This is a genomic window from Domibacillus iocasae (assembly GCF_001750285.1).
GTDB lineage: Bacteria > Bacillota > Bacilli > Bacillales > Domibacillaceae > Domibacillus > Domibacillus iocasae.
Map to the genome: position 1 here is coordinate 34,083 of NZ_MAMP01000004.1, position 14,624 is coordinate 48,706.

The 14,624-nt window shown below is 45.0% G+C and carries 16 protein-coding genes and 1 riboswitch; of the genes, 8 read left to right on the plus strand and 8 right to left on the minus strand.

Going from position 1 to position 14,624, the window contains the following annotated elements; all coding sequences use genetic code 11:
* The first annotated feature begins 109 nt into the window (after positions 1 to 109).
* Complete coding sequence (locus BA724_RS02640; protein WP_069937138.1) at positions 110 to 1,381, plus strand: MFS transporter; 1,272 nt, start codon at positions 110 to 112, stop codon at positions 1,379 to 1,381.
* Here BA724_RS02640 and BA724_RS02645 read toward each other — a convergent pair.
* The 5 genes from BA724_RS02645 to BA724_RS02670 form a co-directional block, all read right to left on the minus strand.
* Entirely contained in the window at positions 1,328 to 1,996 is a 669-nt protein-coding gene (locus BA724_RS02645) for a uracil-DNA glycosylase (protein ID WP_069937182.1), read from the minus strand. The genes BA724_RS02640 and BA724_RS02645 overlap by 54 nt on opposite strands.
* Positions 1,997 to 2,469: 473 nt before the next feature.
* Positions 2,470 to 2,685, minus strand: coding sequence for a DUF6612 family protein (locus BA724_RS02655; RefSeq protein ID WP_069937140.1), 216 nt, complete (start codon positions 2,683 to 2,685; stop codon positions 2,470 to 2,472).
* Positions 2,686 to 2,995: 310 nt separating this feature from the next.
* Positions 2,996 to 3,775 carry an SDR family oxidoreductase gene (locus BA724_RS02660; RefSeq protein ID WP_069937141.1) on the minus strand — a complete coding sequence of 260 codons (780 nt, stop codon included), beginning with the start codon at positions 3,773 to 3,775 and terminating at the stop codon, positions 2,996 to 2,998.
* Between the two features lies 1 nt (position 3,776).
* The gene (locus tag BA724_RS02665) at positions 3,777 to 4,784 is read right to left on the minus strand and encodes a lactonase family protein (RefSeq protein WP_169818480.1); all 1,008 of its coding nucleotides are present in this window, start codon (positions 4,782 to 4,784) and stop codon (positions 3,777 to 3,779) included.
* Between the two features lie 61 nt (positions 4,785 to 4,845).
* The gene (locus BA724_RS02670) at positions 4,846 to 5,742 is read right to left on the minus strand and encodes a LysR family transcriptional regulator (RefSeq protein WP_069937143.1); all 897 of its coding nucleotides are present in this window, start codon (positions 5,740 to 5,742) and stop codon (positions 4,846 to 4,848) included.
* 111 nt (positions 5,743 to 5,853) lie between these two features.
* Between BA724_RS02670 and BA724_RS02675 the strand changes: the two genes are divergently transcribed.
* Entirely contained in the window at positions 5,854 to 7,089 is a 1,236-nt protein-coding gene (locus tag BA724_RS02675) for an MFS transporter (protein WP_069937144.1), read from the plus strand.
* Between the two features lie 16 nt (positions 7,090 to 7,105).
* Here the strand turns inward: BA724_RS02675 and BA724_RS17770 are convergent, their stop codons facing one another.
* Positions 7,106 to 7,243: a Fur-regulated basic protein FbpA gene (locus tag BA724_RS17770; RefSeq protein WP_083256016.1), complete on the minus strand. Its 138-nt coding sequence runs from the start codon at positions 7,241 to 7,243 to the stop codon at positions 7,106 to 7,108.
* Between the two features lie 350 nt (positions 7,244 to 7,593).
* Positions 7,594 to 7,704, plus strand: a riboswitch (TPP riboswitch).
* An 82-nt stretch (positions 7,705 to 7,786) separates the two neighbouring features.
* Between BA724_RS17770 and BA724_RS02680 the strand changes: the two genes are divergently transcribed.
* From BA724_RS02680 to BA724_RS02700, 5 genes are read left to right on the plus strand one after another with little or no spacing between them, the layout of a single operon-like run.
* Positions 7,787 to 8,329 (plus strand): thiamine phosphate synthase, encoded by a 543-nt coding sequence (locus BA724_RS02680; protein ID WP_069937145.1) that lies wholly within the window; start codon positions 7,787 to 7,789, stop codon positions 8,327 to 8,329.
* 16 nt (positions 8,330 to 8,345) lie between these two features.
* Entirely contained in the window at positions 8,346 to 9,482 is a 1,137-nt protein-coding gene (gene thiO / locus BA724_RS02685; RefSeq protein WP_069937146.1) for a glycine oxidase ThiO, read from the plus strand.
* A complete protein-coding gene (thiS, locus tag BA724_RS02690) occupies positions 9,479 to 9,682 on the plus strand; it encodes a sulfur carrier protein ThiS (protein WP_069937147.1) in 204 nt (67 codons plus the stop codon). Before thiO ends, thiS begins: the two co-directional genes overlap by 4 nt.
* Position 9,683: 1 nt before the next feature.
* A complete protein-coding gene (locus tag BA724_RS02695) occupies positions 9,684 to 10,451 on the plus strand; it encodes a thiazole synthase (protein WP_069937148.1) in 768 nt (255 codons plus the stop codon).
* On the plus strand, positions 10,448 to 11,473 hold the full coding sequence (locus BA724_RS02700; protein WP_069937149.1) for a ThiF family adenylyltransferase: 1,026 nt from the start codon (positions 10,448 to 10,450) through the stop codon (positions 11,471 to 11,473). Before BA724_RS02695 ends, BA724_RS02700 begins: the two co-directional genes overlap by 4 nt.
* Positions 11,474 to 11,701: 228 nt before the next feature.
* Here the strand turns inward: BA724_RS02700 and BA724_RS02705 are convergent, their stop codons facing one another.
* Positions 11,702 to 13,108 carry a DHA2 family efflux MFS transporter permease subunit gene (locus BA724_RS02705; RefSeq protein ID WP_069937150.1) on the minus strand — a complete coding sequence of 469 codons (1,407 nt, stop codon included), beginning with the start codon at positions 13,106 to 13,108 and terminating at the stop codon, positions 11,702 to 11,704.
* Positions 13,109 to 13,275: 167 nt separating this feature from the next.
* On the opposite strand from BA724_RS02705, the gene BA724_RS02710 reads away from it, so the two are divergent.
* Positions 13,276 to 13,500, plus strand: a complete 225-nt coding sequence (locus BA724_RS02710; RefSeq protein WP_069937151.1) for a hypothetical protein — start codon at positions 13,276 to 13,278, stop codon at positions 13,498 to 13,500.
* A gap of 32 nt (positions 13,501 to 13,532) precedes the next feature.
* Here the strand turns inward: BA724_RS02710 and BA724_RS02715 are convergent, their stop codons facing one another.
* Positions 13,533 to 14,483 (minus strand): bile acid:sodium symporter family protein, encoded by a 951-nt coding sequence (locus tag BA724_RS02715; protein WP_069937152.1) that lies wholly within the window; start codon positions 14,481 to 14,483, stop codon positions 13,533 to 13,535.
* Between the last annotated feature and the right edge of the window lie 141 nt (positions 14,484 to 14,624).

A 14,624-nucleotide genomic window follows, 5' to 3' on the forward strand; every position in this document is an offset into this window, starting at 1 on the left:
GGAAATGATATTAAATTCCCATAAGGTTAATAGGTTTAAACGTTAAATTATTGTAAAGGGCAGGAACAGGAGAAGACAAATCCGAATTAGTATAGCTGGAGGTGTTTTTATGCAGAAAAAGCACGGGTGGAAATTATTTTTTACGCTGCCTGTTTTATCTTGGGCCTTATATGACTTTGCTAATACGATTTTTTCATCAAATATTACAACGATTTTCTTTCCCTTTTACGTGCAGGAGATAGCAGGCGGCAGCGAGCGGATGGACCAAATCGCCAGCACGTTTTTATCGTATGCCAATGCGGTTTCAAGCTTTTTCCTCGTTGTATTTTCACCGTTATTCGGTGTATGGATTGACCGGAGCGGACGTAAAAAGCGGTACGTGATGTCTTTCGCTATGGCAGCGATTGTGTTCACCGCATTGATGGGTTTAATTGCGCCGCAAAATCTCGGTCAATTTGGCGGATTGCCGGCATCCTTTACTTTCGTTGTGATTCTTTTTGTCGCCGCCAAGTTTTTTTACCAGTCCAGTTTAATTTTTTACGATGCGATGCTCCCGGATATCGGCACGAAAGAAACGATGCCGGTACTGTCAGGCTTCGGCGTTGCGGTCGGGTATATGGGGACACTTGTCGGATTGACAGTGTATGTGTTCATTGGTGACGGCAGTTTTGCAAAGGCCTTTTTGCCAACAGCCTTTTTGTTTCTTATTTTCACACTGCCCATGTTATTTTTATACAAAGAAACAGCAGGCCCCATTCAGGAAAAAAGAACATTTTTCACCGGTTACCGCGATGTCTGGGAAACATTCAAAGATATGAGGCAATACCGGCCGATCTTTTTGTTTATGATTGTATACTTTTTTATCAATGATGCTATTGCGACTGCTATCGCAATGATGGCCGTTTACGCAAAAGCAATCGTCGGCTTCACGTCAGGTGAATTTATTTTACTCTATCTCGTTTCAACTGTTTCAAGTATTGTCGGTTCCTTTATTTTCGGCTATGTTACACAGGCATTTGGTGCAAAAAAAGCGGTATTTTATGTCGGGCTCATTTTATTTGTTGCACTGCTGATCGGTACATTCGCGGTGAAGCGGCCGATGTTTTGGGTAACCGGCAGCTTGTTTGGCATCTCTCTCGGTGCTGTGTGGGTCACCTCGCGTATTTTTATTATTGAATTATCTCCTGAAAATAAGCGCGGCCAGTTTTTCGGCTTGTTTGCTTTTTCAGGAAAATTATCCGCCATTGTCGGGCCGCTCATGTACGGAACAATTACACTGCTGCTTGCCGATTACGGAGACATTGCCAGCCGGGCTGCTCTTTCATCGTTAATGATTTTTGTCTTGATCGGCTTGATCATTCACCGGAAAATTCCGGCATAACTCGCGTAGCTTTTCCATATCTGCATGAATAAGCTCAAGCAGGCTGCGGTTATAAAAAATCGAAGCTGGATGAAAAGTCGGAAAAAGACGATATTGCTTTTCTGTCCATTCGTACTGGTCACCCTTTAACCTCATCACTGGCTGCACTATTAGCTCGCCGTGAAGATCGGATACTTTTTTCTCTTTTCCGGCGAGCCGCTTTAAGCCGATATTGCCGAGCGTTACAATAATCGGCGCATGAACATGCTTGATTTCATAATCAAGCAGCGGGGCGTGCGCCAAAATCTCACCACTCGTCGGTACCCGATTGTACTTTCGTTTTACTTTCGTGCCATCCGGTCCATTTTTTTCTCCCCATTTGTAAGGGCGGCTTCGGACGGCACTTGTAATATACACATCTTCCCTCTTCACACCGGCCATTTCTAAAAACTTCATTAATTCTTTTCCTGCCCGTCCGCTAAAGGGTATGCCATTGCCGATTTCTGTTTCACCGGGCGCTTCACCAACAAGCATTAGCTTTGGATGCTTTGGCCCGCTTCCGTATACAAACCCTTCCACCGGGTATGGTTCAATTCTTTTTTTGCCTATCTCTGCAAGCTCTTCCGGAATTCTCATAAAATCTCTTCTTTCTTTTTTACTCATTTTTCCCTTAATGGCATCAAAAAAACCTCGTTTACACGAGGGCTGCAGGCTGTCGACAAAGTCGTCAGCTTTTTTGAATAGAGCCGATAGGTGAAGCCAGCCGGACTTCGCTTTCCACGGGCGGACGGCGTGCTTCCTCGCCGCTTCGCGTCTGCGGGATCACGCTCTATCCGCTGTTCCCGCATCCGGCAGGCTTCACCAAGTGGTTTGACAAGCGCGAGCATAAGGATGTTTACATGAACCCACTTAGGCTGGCTCGTTTAAACACACAGGTGGTGGGTACTCTTATGGGACTCAGCGCCTGCCCCATGGAAAGCGAAGCCGCGCGCCCGCCGCCTTTTCGGCTCCCAGCAAAACAGCTCATATGAAAAGAAGAAAGGGGATATTCCGGAAAAAATTTAATTTGTCTGCACTCTGAAACCCTGGTTTACACGAGGGCTGTTTTACTACATCTGCATTTCCTGAGCACTATTTACAATGTCTTCCGGCACCGTGATGGTTTCAACGTCATTGTAGTTGCTGTAATCGGCGTTCATAACTTGATTTATTTGCATCGTTTCGCCTTCCATTTCCATCGTCGTGTCCATGATCATATCAACGGTGGTGGTTTCAAATGTTTCTTTATCAATGTTAATCGTATAGTCCACTTTTTCAATACTCATCTTCCGTTGTCTCAGATGTCGGTTCTGCTGTCTGCCCGCATGCGGCAAGCCCCAAGGCCAATACCCCTGTCGCTGTTAGCTGCGCCCATTTTTTCATGTGAATTTTTCTCCCCTTTTTTTAAAATCCTACTTTTCTATACGGAGATAGGCTGAAAAAGTTTCGAAAAATTCCCTTATTTAGGAAATTAGACCATAAAAAAAACAGAGGCCACAATCATTCGGGTCTCTGCCTTTTATGCTCATTTAATTAAGTTTGTTTCTACTCATTATTCGTTACGTCCATTCAGCCCATTTTATGTCCACTCGCCGCTTATAAAAGCGATTCAATTCCGTCTACATAGACAACAGAGCCGGTTACATGGCTGGCCGCTTCACTGGCTAAGTAATGAACAAGATCTGCAACCTGCTCCGGCTGGCCAGAACCCCCGGCAAGCGGCTGATTGCCTTCCGGATACTGAATCGGAATAGTAATTTCTTTTAGCTTTTCTTCTTCCCTGTTCGTACTGTCATCAATATTTGTTTCAATTGCACCCGGGCAGACAACATTTACCCGGATTTTAAACTGAGCCAGCTCTACTGCAGCCATTTTGCCAAGGCCGACCTGACCGGCTTTTGTTGTCGCATACGCGGAGAAACCAAAGTTTTTAAATGTGCGCGTCCCATTAATAGAAGATGTGATAATAACACTGCCGCCCTGTTTTTTCAAATAAGGAATCGAATATTTTAATGTTAAAAAGGTGCCTGTTAAGTTCGTCATCATGACCGAGTTCCAGTCTTCCGGGTCCAAATGTTCAAGCGGTGTGAATGTGCCGTTTTGCCCGGCGTTCGCAAAGACGATATCAATACCTCCGAACTTCGAAGCCCCTTCTTGAATCGCTTTTTTCATTTGTTCAGCGTCTGAAACATCCGCTGTTACATGCAATGCGTGTTCTTCACCAATCTTCTGGACAAGGTCATTAGAATCTTCGGGACTCCGATCTAATAAAATAACGTTCGCTCCCGCTTCGGCCATTTTAATAACGGCTGCCCGGCCAATTCCTGACCCTCCGCCTGTAATAAGAGCTGTTTTCCCTTTCAGTGATGTATTCATATTAATTCTCTCCTTTCTTAATCACACAAACTGGTGCTGTTATCGACACCCTCTGACCTGTAAAAACAGGCAGTCCGTTCTGTTCTGTTTTATATAAACAAAGTTCATTTGAGTCTTGAAAAGCGATGACTAAAAAGGGCTTGTTTGTTAAGGCATAAAAACTGCGCGGTGTCTTTCCGTCCAATTTTACGTGACGTGGCGTGGAGAGACTGCCGTTCGGGTCAGTATCAAAAACCGCTAAGCCGTCCCATCCGCGTATTGTTGCGTACAAAAACTGCTGATCGGGGCTGAGCTGCAAATCAGCCCCTGTATGTTCGCCGCTGTAGCCGGCCGGCAGTCCAGCGAGTGTATCCAAATGTGTAATAGTTCCACCCTCTCCCACCTTGTAAACCGAGACAGTGGAATCAAGTTCATTCATCACATACACAATAGGCTGCTTCGGATGAAAAAGAGACATTCGGGGTCCGGATCCGGGTGCTGCGCTTACCTTTTTTACAATCTCCAATGTGTGTTTATCGTATACAGCCAGTGTATCCGTTCCTAAATCGCAAACAAGCAAATGCCGTCCATCTGGAAAAGGGTTGACAGAATGAACATGCGGCGCATCCTGCCTCTTTTCATTTGGGCCGTTCTTCCCTTCATGTTTTGAAAAAGCGGTTTTTTCGAGTGTTTCGCCTTTCCGCTCATACTTGGTCACAGATCCTCCGTAATTCGCTGTCCACGCATATGTATCTTCCGCCCAAATATGACATGGAGCCATTTCCCCTGAATCAGCCGTTCCTTTTAAGACAAGATTATCAGACTCAATACGTAAAAGAGCCCCTTTTCCGTCCATCGATTCAGAAGCCGCGTACAAATAACCGTCCGCTTCCGCTAAAAAAGAGGGATTTTCTACGCCGCTGAAGCGACTTTTCACTGTTAATGTTTCGGCTTCAGTGTCAACAAGTACCTCATAAATACCCGGTTCTTCCTTTTTTGCATAGCTCCCGATCCAGAGTGCGTGATTCACCAATAAACCCCTCCATATACGTTTCATTCTATTTCATCTTATTACCCCGTCTTTCCAGTTTTCATACGTGCAATTCATCATTTTGTTGAAGAAAATTTTCCGCAAACGCTTTAAATTGGCGGGCAGCAGGTGATAACGGCACTTGTTTTTTCACACCGATGGCTACTTTTCGAATGAGCCGATAATCATTAATTTCAATAAAAACGAGCGGATCGTGCGCAATCTCCGGTTTTTTCGGCAACACGGAAATCCCAAGCCCGGCTGCGACAAATCCGGCAATAGTCGATACTTCTTCTCCTTCAAATGTAATGTCAGGGTCCAGACTCATTTCTTCACACATCTCATCGAACATAAACCGGAGACCGAACCCTTTTTTAAAAGAAATAAACGGCTCCGCCGCGGCTTCGCGAAACGAAATGTTTTTGCAGCCAGCAAACGGATGCTGCGTAGGCACGGTGATATACAACTGCTCTTCCCGGACGATTGTCCATTCAATATCCGCTCGGTTATAAGGGGGCGCTGTGATGCATAAATCCACCTGTCCTTCCTGCACTTTTTTCATATTCACTTCTCCAGCTCCCTGTGACAGCCCAAAGGAGACATTCGGAAATCTTCGTTTGTATTCCGCGATCAAATTTGGCAGCACGTGCGGTCCGAATGTCGGCAAAAACGCAATGGAGACATTTCCTTTATTAGGTGATGCGATTTCTTGAACTTCTTCTTTCGCTTCTTTCATCAGCTGAAGAATCTGCTTTGCTTTTTCAACAAATACCACTCCCGCTGGTGTCAGCCGAATGTCTTTTTTACCGCGTATAAAAAGAGACGTCTCAAGCTCTTCTTCTAATTTGATAATAGACCGGCTCAGTGCGGGCTGCGACACCGCCTGTTTTTTCGCCGCTTTCGTAAAATTTCGGGTTTGGGCGACCGCCACTGTATTTTCAATTTGATGCCATTCCATCCGATCTCCCCCATAACATAAACGCATGATTATTATGTTAATTATAAATTGGAATTATCATTTTTCAAAGCGTATAGTGAATGTATGCATAGTGAAGAAAGAAGGCTGAAAATGTCATTTATTGAAAAAGGAACATCTGAACAAAAAAAAGCCAGTTTCGCTCTTTTCTTGGGTGGCTTTGTCACGTTTGCTACGTTGTATACGACACAGCCGCTTATGCCGCTTTTTTCAGAGCAATTCGGCGTATCTGCCTCAGCCGCGAGTCTGGCACTTTCCTTATCCACAGGCATACTATCCATTGCCATGATTGTAGCCGGAACTTTATCTGATGCATTCGGAAAAAAGAAATTGATGGCGATTTCGATGTTTGCCGCTTCTATTATTGGTATTTTAACAGCACTCAGTCCAACGTTTTGGACATTACTTGCTTTTCGTGCGCTGCTTGGTATATTTCTAGCGGGGGTACCTGCGATTGCGATGGCTTACGTATCCGAGGAATTTAATCCAAAAGCGATCGGCTCGGCAATGGGGCTGTACATTAGCGGCACAACGATCGGTGGTATGTCTGGCCGTGTATTAACCGGGTTATTGACTGACGTGTTTAATTGGCGTGTAGCACTTATTCTGATCGGCTTTACAGCTCTTGCTGCGAGCATCGCTTTTTTATTTACACTGCCCGAGCCTCGTCATTCCATTAAAAAACAACATTCTTTTAAGGAAATGATCATGACATACCGAATTCATTTTTACAATCGGCCGCTCTTAGCTATTGTTTTGTTAGGCTTTTTATTGATGGGCAGCTTTGTGACACTCTATAACTACATCGGTTTTCTTTTAAGCGAGCCTCCTTACTCGCTCACTCAAACGCTAATCGGGTTTATTTTTATCGTTTTTTTAACAGGGACGTTCAGCGCAATATATATGGGGAAAAAAGCCGACACATATGGCAACCCGCTTATGCTGAAATGGTCGATCGGTATTATGGCTGCTGGGGCGGTGCTGACCCTGCTTCCGCTGCTTTTCATAAAAATCATTGGAATTGCGGTATTTACATTCGGTTTTTTCGCCGCACATTCCATTGCAAGCAAGTGGGTGGGTGATTACGCCAGCTTCAATAAAACACAGGCTTCCTCCATCTATTTATTTCTTTACTACCTCGGTTCAAGCGTCGTCGGCTCGTTCGGTGGCTGGTTTTGGGCACACCTTCATTGGATTGGTGTTATCAGTTTAATTCTCTTGCTTCTTACTATCACCCTTCCACTCATTTTCTATGCAGAGCACCACCGGCCAGGTATTTACTGCGTAATAAAAAAACAAAAACGCTCAAGCGCGATGGATCGCGCTTGAGCGTTTTTATGGTTATTTATTGTTCCACTTTATCACTTAAATATATTAATTCTTCCATTGACAATTCATAAAGCTGGCGTTCGCCATACTTAAAAATCCCCTGTGCCATAAGCTTTTCAATCCAAATCATTTGTTCATGTTCTGTTAAATGCATGGTGTTCTTCCCCTTTTTTCTTGTTACATTTATTCTATTCCCCGCAGACGTATTTTATGAAACATACTTTACGACAAATAGTTACAAGAAAAAGTGACAATTATTTTCAGTCGGCACGCAACGTTTTTTCATAAAGAAGAATCGCTTCTTTTGCTGCAAGGGGTTTACTGTAAAAAAAAGGCTTTAAATCTACTGATGGCCGTTTTTATGCATAAGCAGTACACCTCCATTCGGGGAAAAATAGACTATTTTCTTTCAAAAAAAATAATTCTGTCATTTTGTCTTGTTCTTGAAAAAGAAATAGCCGTGACAATGGAATTTTTTTATGATAGGCTTAAAAAAACTGAATATTCATCCACTGGAGGTGCCTTTTAAAAAGGCTGAGATCAAAGTGATTGACTTTGGGATTCCTGGAACCTGATCCAGTTCATACTGGCGTAGGAAAGTGGCGAGACCTTTATTTTTTTAACCTGTTCATACAGCGCTGCTTCCCTTATTTGGAAAGCAGCGCTTTTTATTTTGTCTAATTTGGAGGTAATGTTCATGATTCACGCTGTGACAGACGGCTCTGGCCTTCCTGATCATATTGAAAAAAAGATTATTTCCATTTCTCCCGTTGTTGACGCTGTTTGTATTCGTGAAAAACAACTATCAGCTAAAGAATTCTCCATCAAAGTTATTAGACTCATGAATCATGGAGTTCCGCCTGAAAAACTGATTCTTCACTCATCACCCGAACTGGCTGATTTCTTCCCGGTTTTAGGAGTCCATTTTACTGAATTCGATGAGCGCCTGTCCGCATTTAAGCATGCACATCCGGATAAGCTTGCTGGCCGGTCTGTTCATTCTGTCAGTTCCGCTCAAAAAGCAGAAGCGGATGGTGCAGATTACCTTTATTTCGGTCATGTGTTTGCGACGAAGTCCAAAACGGGACTTAAAGAGCGCGGACTTGATGCACTTCATGAAGCCGCCGCTGCCGTTTCCGTTCCCGTGATTGCAATTGGCGGCATTCACCATGGAAACATGACGGCTGTTCGACAGGCAGGGGCTTCCGGTGCTGCTATGATATCGGCTTTTTTTAACTGAAAGGTGTGAATCCATCATGAAAAAATATGAATATATCATTGTTGGCGGCGGCGTTATTGGCTGTTCAACCGCTTTTCGATTAGCAAAGTCCGGCTGCACCGTTGCACTATTTGATTCAAACTTTGCCGGCAAAGCATCTTTGGCTGCTGGTGGCATGCTCGGTGCACAAAATGAATTCGAGCGTGAAAACCCGCTGATGGATATTGCTCTCCAAAGCCGGGAAATGTTCGAAGATATACGTGGCGAATTATTGGAAGAGTCCGGTATTGACATCGAACTCCGAACAGCCGGCCTGCTGAAAGTAGCCGCATCTGAAGAAGACCGATCCTCTCTTTTGGATCAATACCAATTTTTATCTAAAAAAGATTCGTCTGTCACATGGCTGGAGCCATATGATGTGCCAGTCGCCGAACCGCAAATGACCGCCAATACAGCTGGTGCGATTTATTTAGAAAAAGACAATCAAGTAAAAGCACCGCTGCTCGCCCGCGCTTTTTTAAAGGCAGCCGTCAATGCCGGTGTTCATGTGTATGAACAAATGCCTGTCCACAGCCTGCTTATACAAAATGGACAAGCCTATGGGGTGGAGACGAGGACGGGGTCTTTTTATGCCGGGCGGATCATCAATGCTGCCGGCGCATGGAGTTCTTCGCTTTTGACTGAAACCGGATTTGCACCACCAGTCACTCCTGTTAAAGGAGAATGCATTTCCGTTAAATTAACAAACCCTGCGCCCGTGAAAACGGTATTTGCCGTCGACGGCTGCTATATCGTACCGAAACGAAACAACGAAATGCTGATCGGGGCCACCTCAACACCCGACTCGTTTGATCCGTCTGTCACAGCTGGCGGCATCCGGTCTTTGTTGAACCGGGCCGCATGTCTTTTGCCGATTTTAGACACGGGCACGATTGAACGGACCTGGTCTGGTGTGCGTCCCTTGGCAGCGGACCACCTTCCTGTGATCGGCTCCCATCCTTTTATCGACGGTCTTTACTTATGCACCGGACATTACCGGAACGGCATTTTGCTCAGTCCTATTACCGGTGTCTTGATGGAGAAGTATTTAAGCGGATGCCCAAAAACAGCGGAGCGTCTTGCACCCTTTTCACCGGCCCGTTTTTTAACTAAAAAGGAGGCATCACCTGTATGAATATGATTGTAAATGGACGAGAAGTAACTCTTCCGGAAAACGTCGTGACAGTCCGCGACCTGCTGGACCATTTTCAGTTGAATAAAGAGCTTGCCATTGTAGAATTAAACCAATCGATTTTAGATAAAGCGACGCGGGATAACAAAAAGCTGACGAACGGCGACCGTGTGGAAATTGTACAATTTGTAGGAGGCGGATAATATGCTGAAGATTGGACCTTACTCGTTTAACTCACGTTTATTGCTCGGAACAGGGAAATTCCCCGACTTTGATACACAAAAAGCTGCGGTTGAAGCATCCCAAACAGAAATTTTAACGTTTGCGGTGCGCCGGATGAATATTTTCGAGCCGAATCAGCCCAATTTTTTAGAAAAAATTGATGTAAAAAAATATACACTGCTGCCGAATACAGCGGGTGCTAAGACAGCAGAAGAAGCGGTCCGAATTGCTAAGCTTGCTAAAGCATCCGGTTTATGTGACATGATTAAAGTGGAAGTGATCGGCTGCGATAAAACGCTGCTGCCCGACCCGATTGAGACGTTAAAAGCATCTGAAATGCTGCTTGAAGAAGGGTTTATTGTGCTGCCGTACACGTCCGATGACGTTCTGCTGGCAAAACGGCTTGAGGATCTCGGCTGTCATGCAATTATGCCGGGCGCATCACCAATCGGCACCGGGCTTGGCATTGTCAATCCGCTGAATATCCATTACATCATTGAACAGTCGAATGTACCGGTTATCGTTGATGCCGGAATCGGTGTGCCATCTGACGCTGCGAAAGCAATGGAACTCGGTGCGGATGGCGTTCTATTGAATACAGCTGTTTCCGGCGCAAATGATCCGGTAAAAATGGCTGAAGCGATGAAGTATGCGGTACTTGCCGGTCATGGCGGCTTTGAAGCCGGACGTATCCCGAAAAAGCTTCATGCGAATGCGTCAAGCCCACTCGAAGGAATGAGCTTGCTTTGACAGAACGGTATTCACGACAAGTTCTGTTCCCCGGTATTGGCCGAAGCGGACAGGCCGCCTTGCAGAAAAAAAATGTTCTCATTATTGGTGCCGGCGCGCTCGGTGCGGCGAATGCGGAAATGATCGTCCGTGCCGGTGTTGGCCGGGTTGCGATTGTTGACCGTGATTACGTTGATTTTTCCAATTTGCAGCGGCAAAACTTGTATACAGAGCAGGATGCCATTGGCCGAATGCCAAAAGCAGAAGCAGCGCGTAAAAGACTGACAGCGATCAATTCAAATGTCATTATTTCTGCTTTTACACAAGACGTCGATGCCGCTTTTTTAGAACATATTATAATAGAAGAAAAAATTGATTTCATTATCGATGGTACAGATAATTTCGATATTCGATTCATCGTGAACGATGCTGCGCAAAAATATCATGTTCCCTGGGTATATGGCGCATGTGTTGCATCCGGCGGCTTGTCGATGCTTATTGTGCCGGGTGACACACCTTGTCTGCACTGTTTAATGGACACAATGCCGGGAACAGGTGCAACGTGCGATACAGCCGGTATTATTTCACCCGCCGTCCAAATGACCGCATCTGCCCAGACCGCTGAAGCATTAAAATGGCTGACAGGCAGTATAGATGCACTTCGCGGAACCATTTTTTCGTTTGATTTATGGAAAAATCAATTTTCTTCCGTTGACGTTCAGCGTATGAAAAAACCAGACTGCCCTTCCTGCGGGGCACATCCGGTTTATCCATTTTTATCGTATGAGCGGACAACTAAATTTGCCGTTTTATGCGGCCGGGATACTGTGCAAATTCGGCCAGCCGGCGTTACGAAACGAAACCTGGATGAGCTGGCTGACCATATTAAGCATACGGCGTCCATCACCCATCAAAACGGTTTTTTGCTGTCTTTTCAGCATGCACTGTATACTGTAACTGCTTTTAGAGACGGACGTGTATTTATTCAAGGCGTATCCTCAATTGAAGAAAGTAAGAAAGTGTATTATCACTTCTTTCAGTAACAGAAATTGCGGTCCTGAGTGGCCGCGATTTTTATTTATAGAAACTTAATTTCTTCTTAAACGATATAAACAAATAGATATACAGCAGAATGGCTGAAGCGACAAAACCGTCAGACACTACTTGTGCCGGATGCCCCCTCCATGTAAAAATAAGGCCCTGTCTGACTGCAAATGAGCAAAAGAAACATCATCATATAAAATGGAAGCGGCCCTTCTCTTATGGTTAATTTATTCTTTATTCACTGTGCGCTTTTTTTCTTTAAGCAAACCTGCAAGCGGTAAGGCTACAACAAGCGGAAGAAGAGAATATAAAAATACATCACCCGCTGCAATTGCGGATGAAGCATGAGCATCTTCTCCCTGTCTGGCATAAATAGACGAACGAAACGCAAGCAGTGCAGAAAACAACGCGATCGATAATGAAGCAATCGACTGGCGCGCCCAGTTGTTCAGCGCCGATGCATAGCCGGTCATTTCTACCGGAATCGCTGACATGCCGGCGTTTGTAATTGGCATGTTGCAAAGTGCAATCCCGAGGTAGCGGACCGATGTCCAAATAATAACGTAGAGCATCGTTGTTTCAATGCTTAAATTCCCCATCATATATGTCCCTGCTATCATAACAGTTAAGCCGGCTAAAATAAGCGGCGCAGGGCCTGTTTTATCGTACAATTTGCCGGTTACCGGTGTAAAAAGCGCCATCACAAGCGCACCCGGCATCATAATCAAGCCAGTTTCAAGCGCCCCGAGGCCAAGGGAGCTTTGCAGGAAAATTGGCACTAAAAAAGCGCCGGCATACAATCCAACCGACATAACGGAACTTAGCAGCAGGCTGAAAGCGTAACGACGATGCGACAGCACTTCGAAATTTAACAGCGGAAATTGAACTTGCATTTCCCTGCGGACAAATAAAAATAATAAAATCAGTGCCACACCTGCTACTGCAAGCGTTTTGGCATCTGTAAATCCCCATGATTCCGCTTCAGCAAAAGCGGTCAGCAGCAAAATACTGCCGATGAATGACAAAATTAATCCCGGCAGGTCAAACGGTATTTTTGCACCCGCATCAGTACCTGGAATAAACACAGCCGCCGCCCAAATCGCAGCCGCTGCAATCGGCAGATTTAAATAAAACAAGGCCGGCCATCCTGCAGTATCAATAAAAAAGCCGGCTAAAACGGGACCAAGAGCCGGAGCCAGCACCGCTGACAAACTCCAAAGGCTGATACCATAAGCCTGTTTTTCACGCTCAATTGTTTTATACACAATCGTCATTGTCGACGGCATAATCATGCCACTGAACAGCCCTTGCAAAATACGCAGCATAATTAAGCTTTCGATACTCCACGCAAATACACTAATGAACGAGCAAACAAAAAAGCCAATCAGTGCCGATATATAAACACGCTTAAAACCAAAACGTGCGCCAAACCATCCCGCCGCTGGTGCCACCGCTCCCGCCGCCAGCATAAATCCCGTTACTGTCCACTGTGCAGCCGGCAAGTCTGCCTCAAATTCCTTCATAAACGCCGGAACCGCTACATTTACAGTAGACGTATTCATGACGGCTAAAAAATTCCCGAAAAAAACTGCAAAAATGATCGACCAAAACGCGGTTTCTCTTTTTTCATTCATTTTTATACCTAATTTCTGTTTGATCTGCTGTACCAGTATACCAAAAACCTTCGTAATCCGAAATATTTATCCGTTCTATCGTTTTCACAAAGATGAAAAATGATCTGCCTGGATTCATTAAAAAACTGTGCTAAACTAAAAAAAACGATTGTGAAAGGACTATTAGAATGATAAAGCGATTTGTTTTCGTCATCCCGATCATGGTGATTGTGTTTTCAATCGCAACGTGGATGTTGAATAAAGACTATGCGATGATTGAACGTGACATCCGCTTGCTTATTTCCGCTGGCGCTGCTGTTTTTTCTGGTGTGATTTCATTTTTTCTTATGAAGGGCGATGCCGAAAATTTAGTAGCCGCTCACCGGGACCGGCAGGAGAATAAAAAGAAATAAAAAACGCCCATCCGAATTGGATAGGCGTTTTTTCATGCCCGTGCCTCCCGTGGATATGCTTTGGTCAGCAGGAATCCATGAAATGCGGCCAGCAGCTGCTGAAACAGCATGCACACAACGACCGGAACCGCTGCCTGCGGCGGGAAAAAGTTGACAGCAATAACCGCCCCCGCACTAATATTCCGCATTCCGCCTGTGTACAGGAGCGTCACAATATTCTCTCTTGGCTGCCTGAACGCAGCAGCGAGCCCCCATGAAAGCAAATAACCGCATAACACGACGAAAAAAATCGCCAGTAAAATCTGAATAAACTTTGCGTCAATGTCACGCAAATACGGAGCTACAACTGCACTGTTAATCGCAATAACAATAGGGAGTGACAGCTTTGAAAATGGGGACAGTGCTTGACTGATCCGGCTTGCTTTTTCTGCTTTCAGCCACTCATTCATCATCATGCCGAGCAGCGACGGAAGCACAATCATCCAAAACAATCCACTGACCATGGCCATTACATCCATTTCTACTTTACTTCCTGCGAGAACAGACATGCTGAACGGAACGACGAGCGGCGAAAGCATCGTATCAATTAAAATGATGACAAGTGCAAGTGGCACGCTCCCTTTATACATCGTCACCCACATCACACTTGTAATACCGGTCGGAATGACCAGTGCGAGCGTAAATCCGGTCACCGTCAGTGGATCATCAGGAAACATAAAGTGACCGACTGTCCAGGCAAAAACCGGCGTAATAAGATGAAGAATCATCAATGCTAAAAAGATAGGAAATGGATGGGTCATCGTATGGTGAAACATACGGAAATTCGAATTTAAACTTCCAGTTAATGTCATAAATGCAAATACCCATGGGACGATCTTTACCCATGAATGTATGTAGTCAGCTAAAAGGACACCAGTAAGGACACTGAGCGGCGTTAAAATAGGCATCCATCTCGCCAAAAATATGTTGATTGCTCCAAGCATGTTAAAAGACTCCATTCTCTCTTTTAGCTCTATTGTCTCCTTATGGCGGGCTACTTCTGAAATTCACTTTTTTGTTTTAAGCCGGTCTCTGCCGGATCTGCATTTATCCTTGAGAGATCGTTGCGCCGCCCGGCCTTAAAG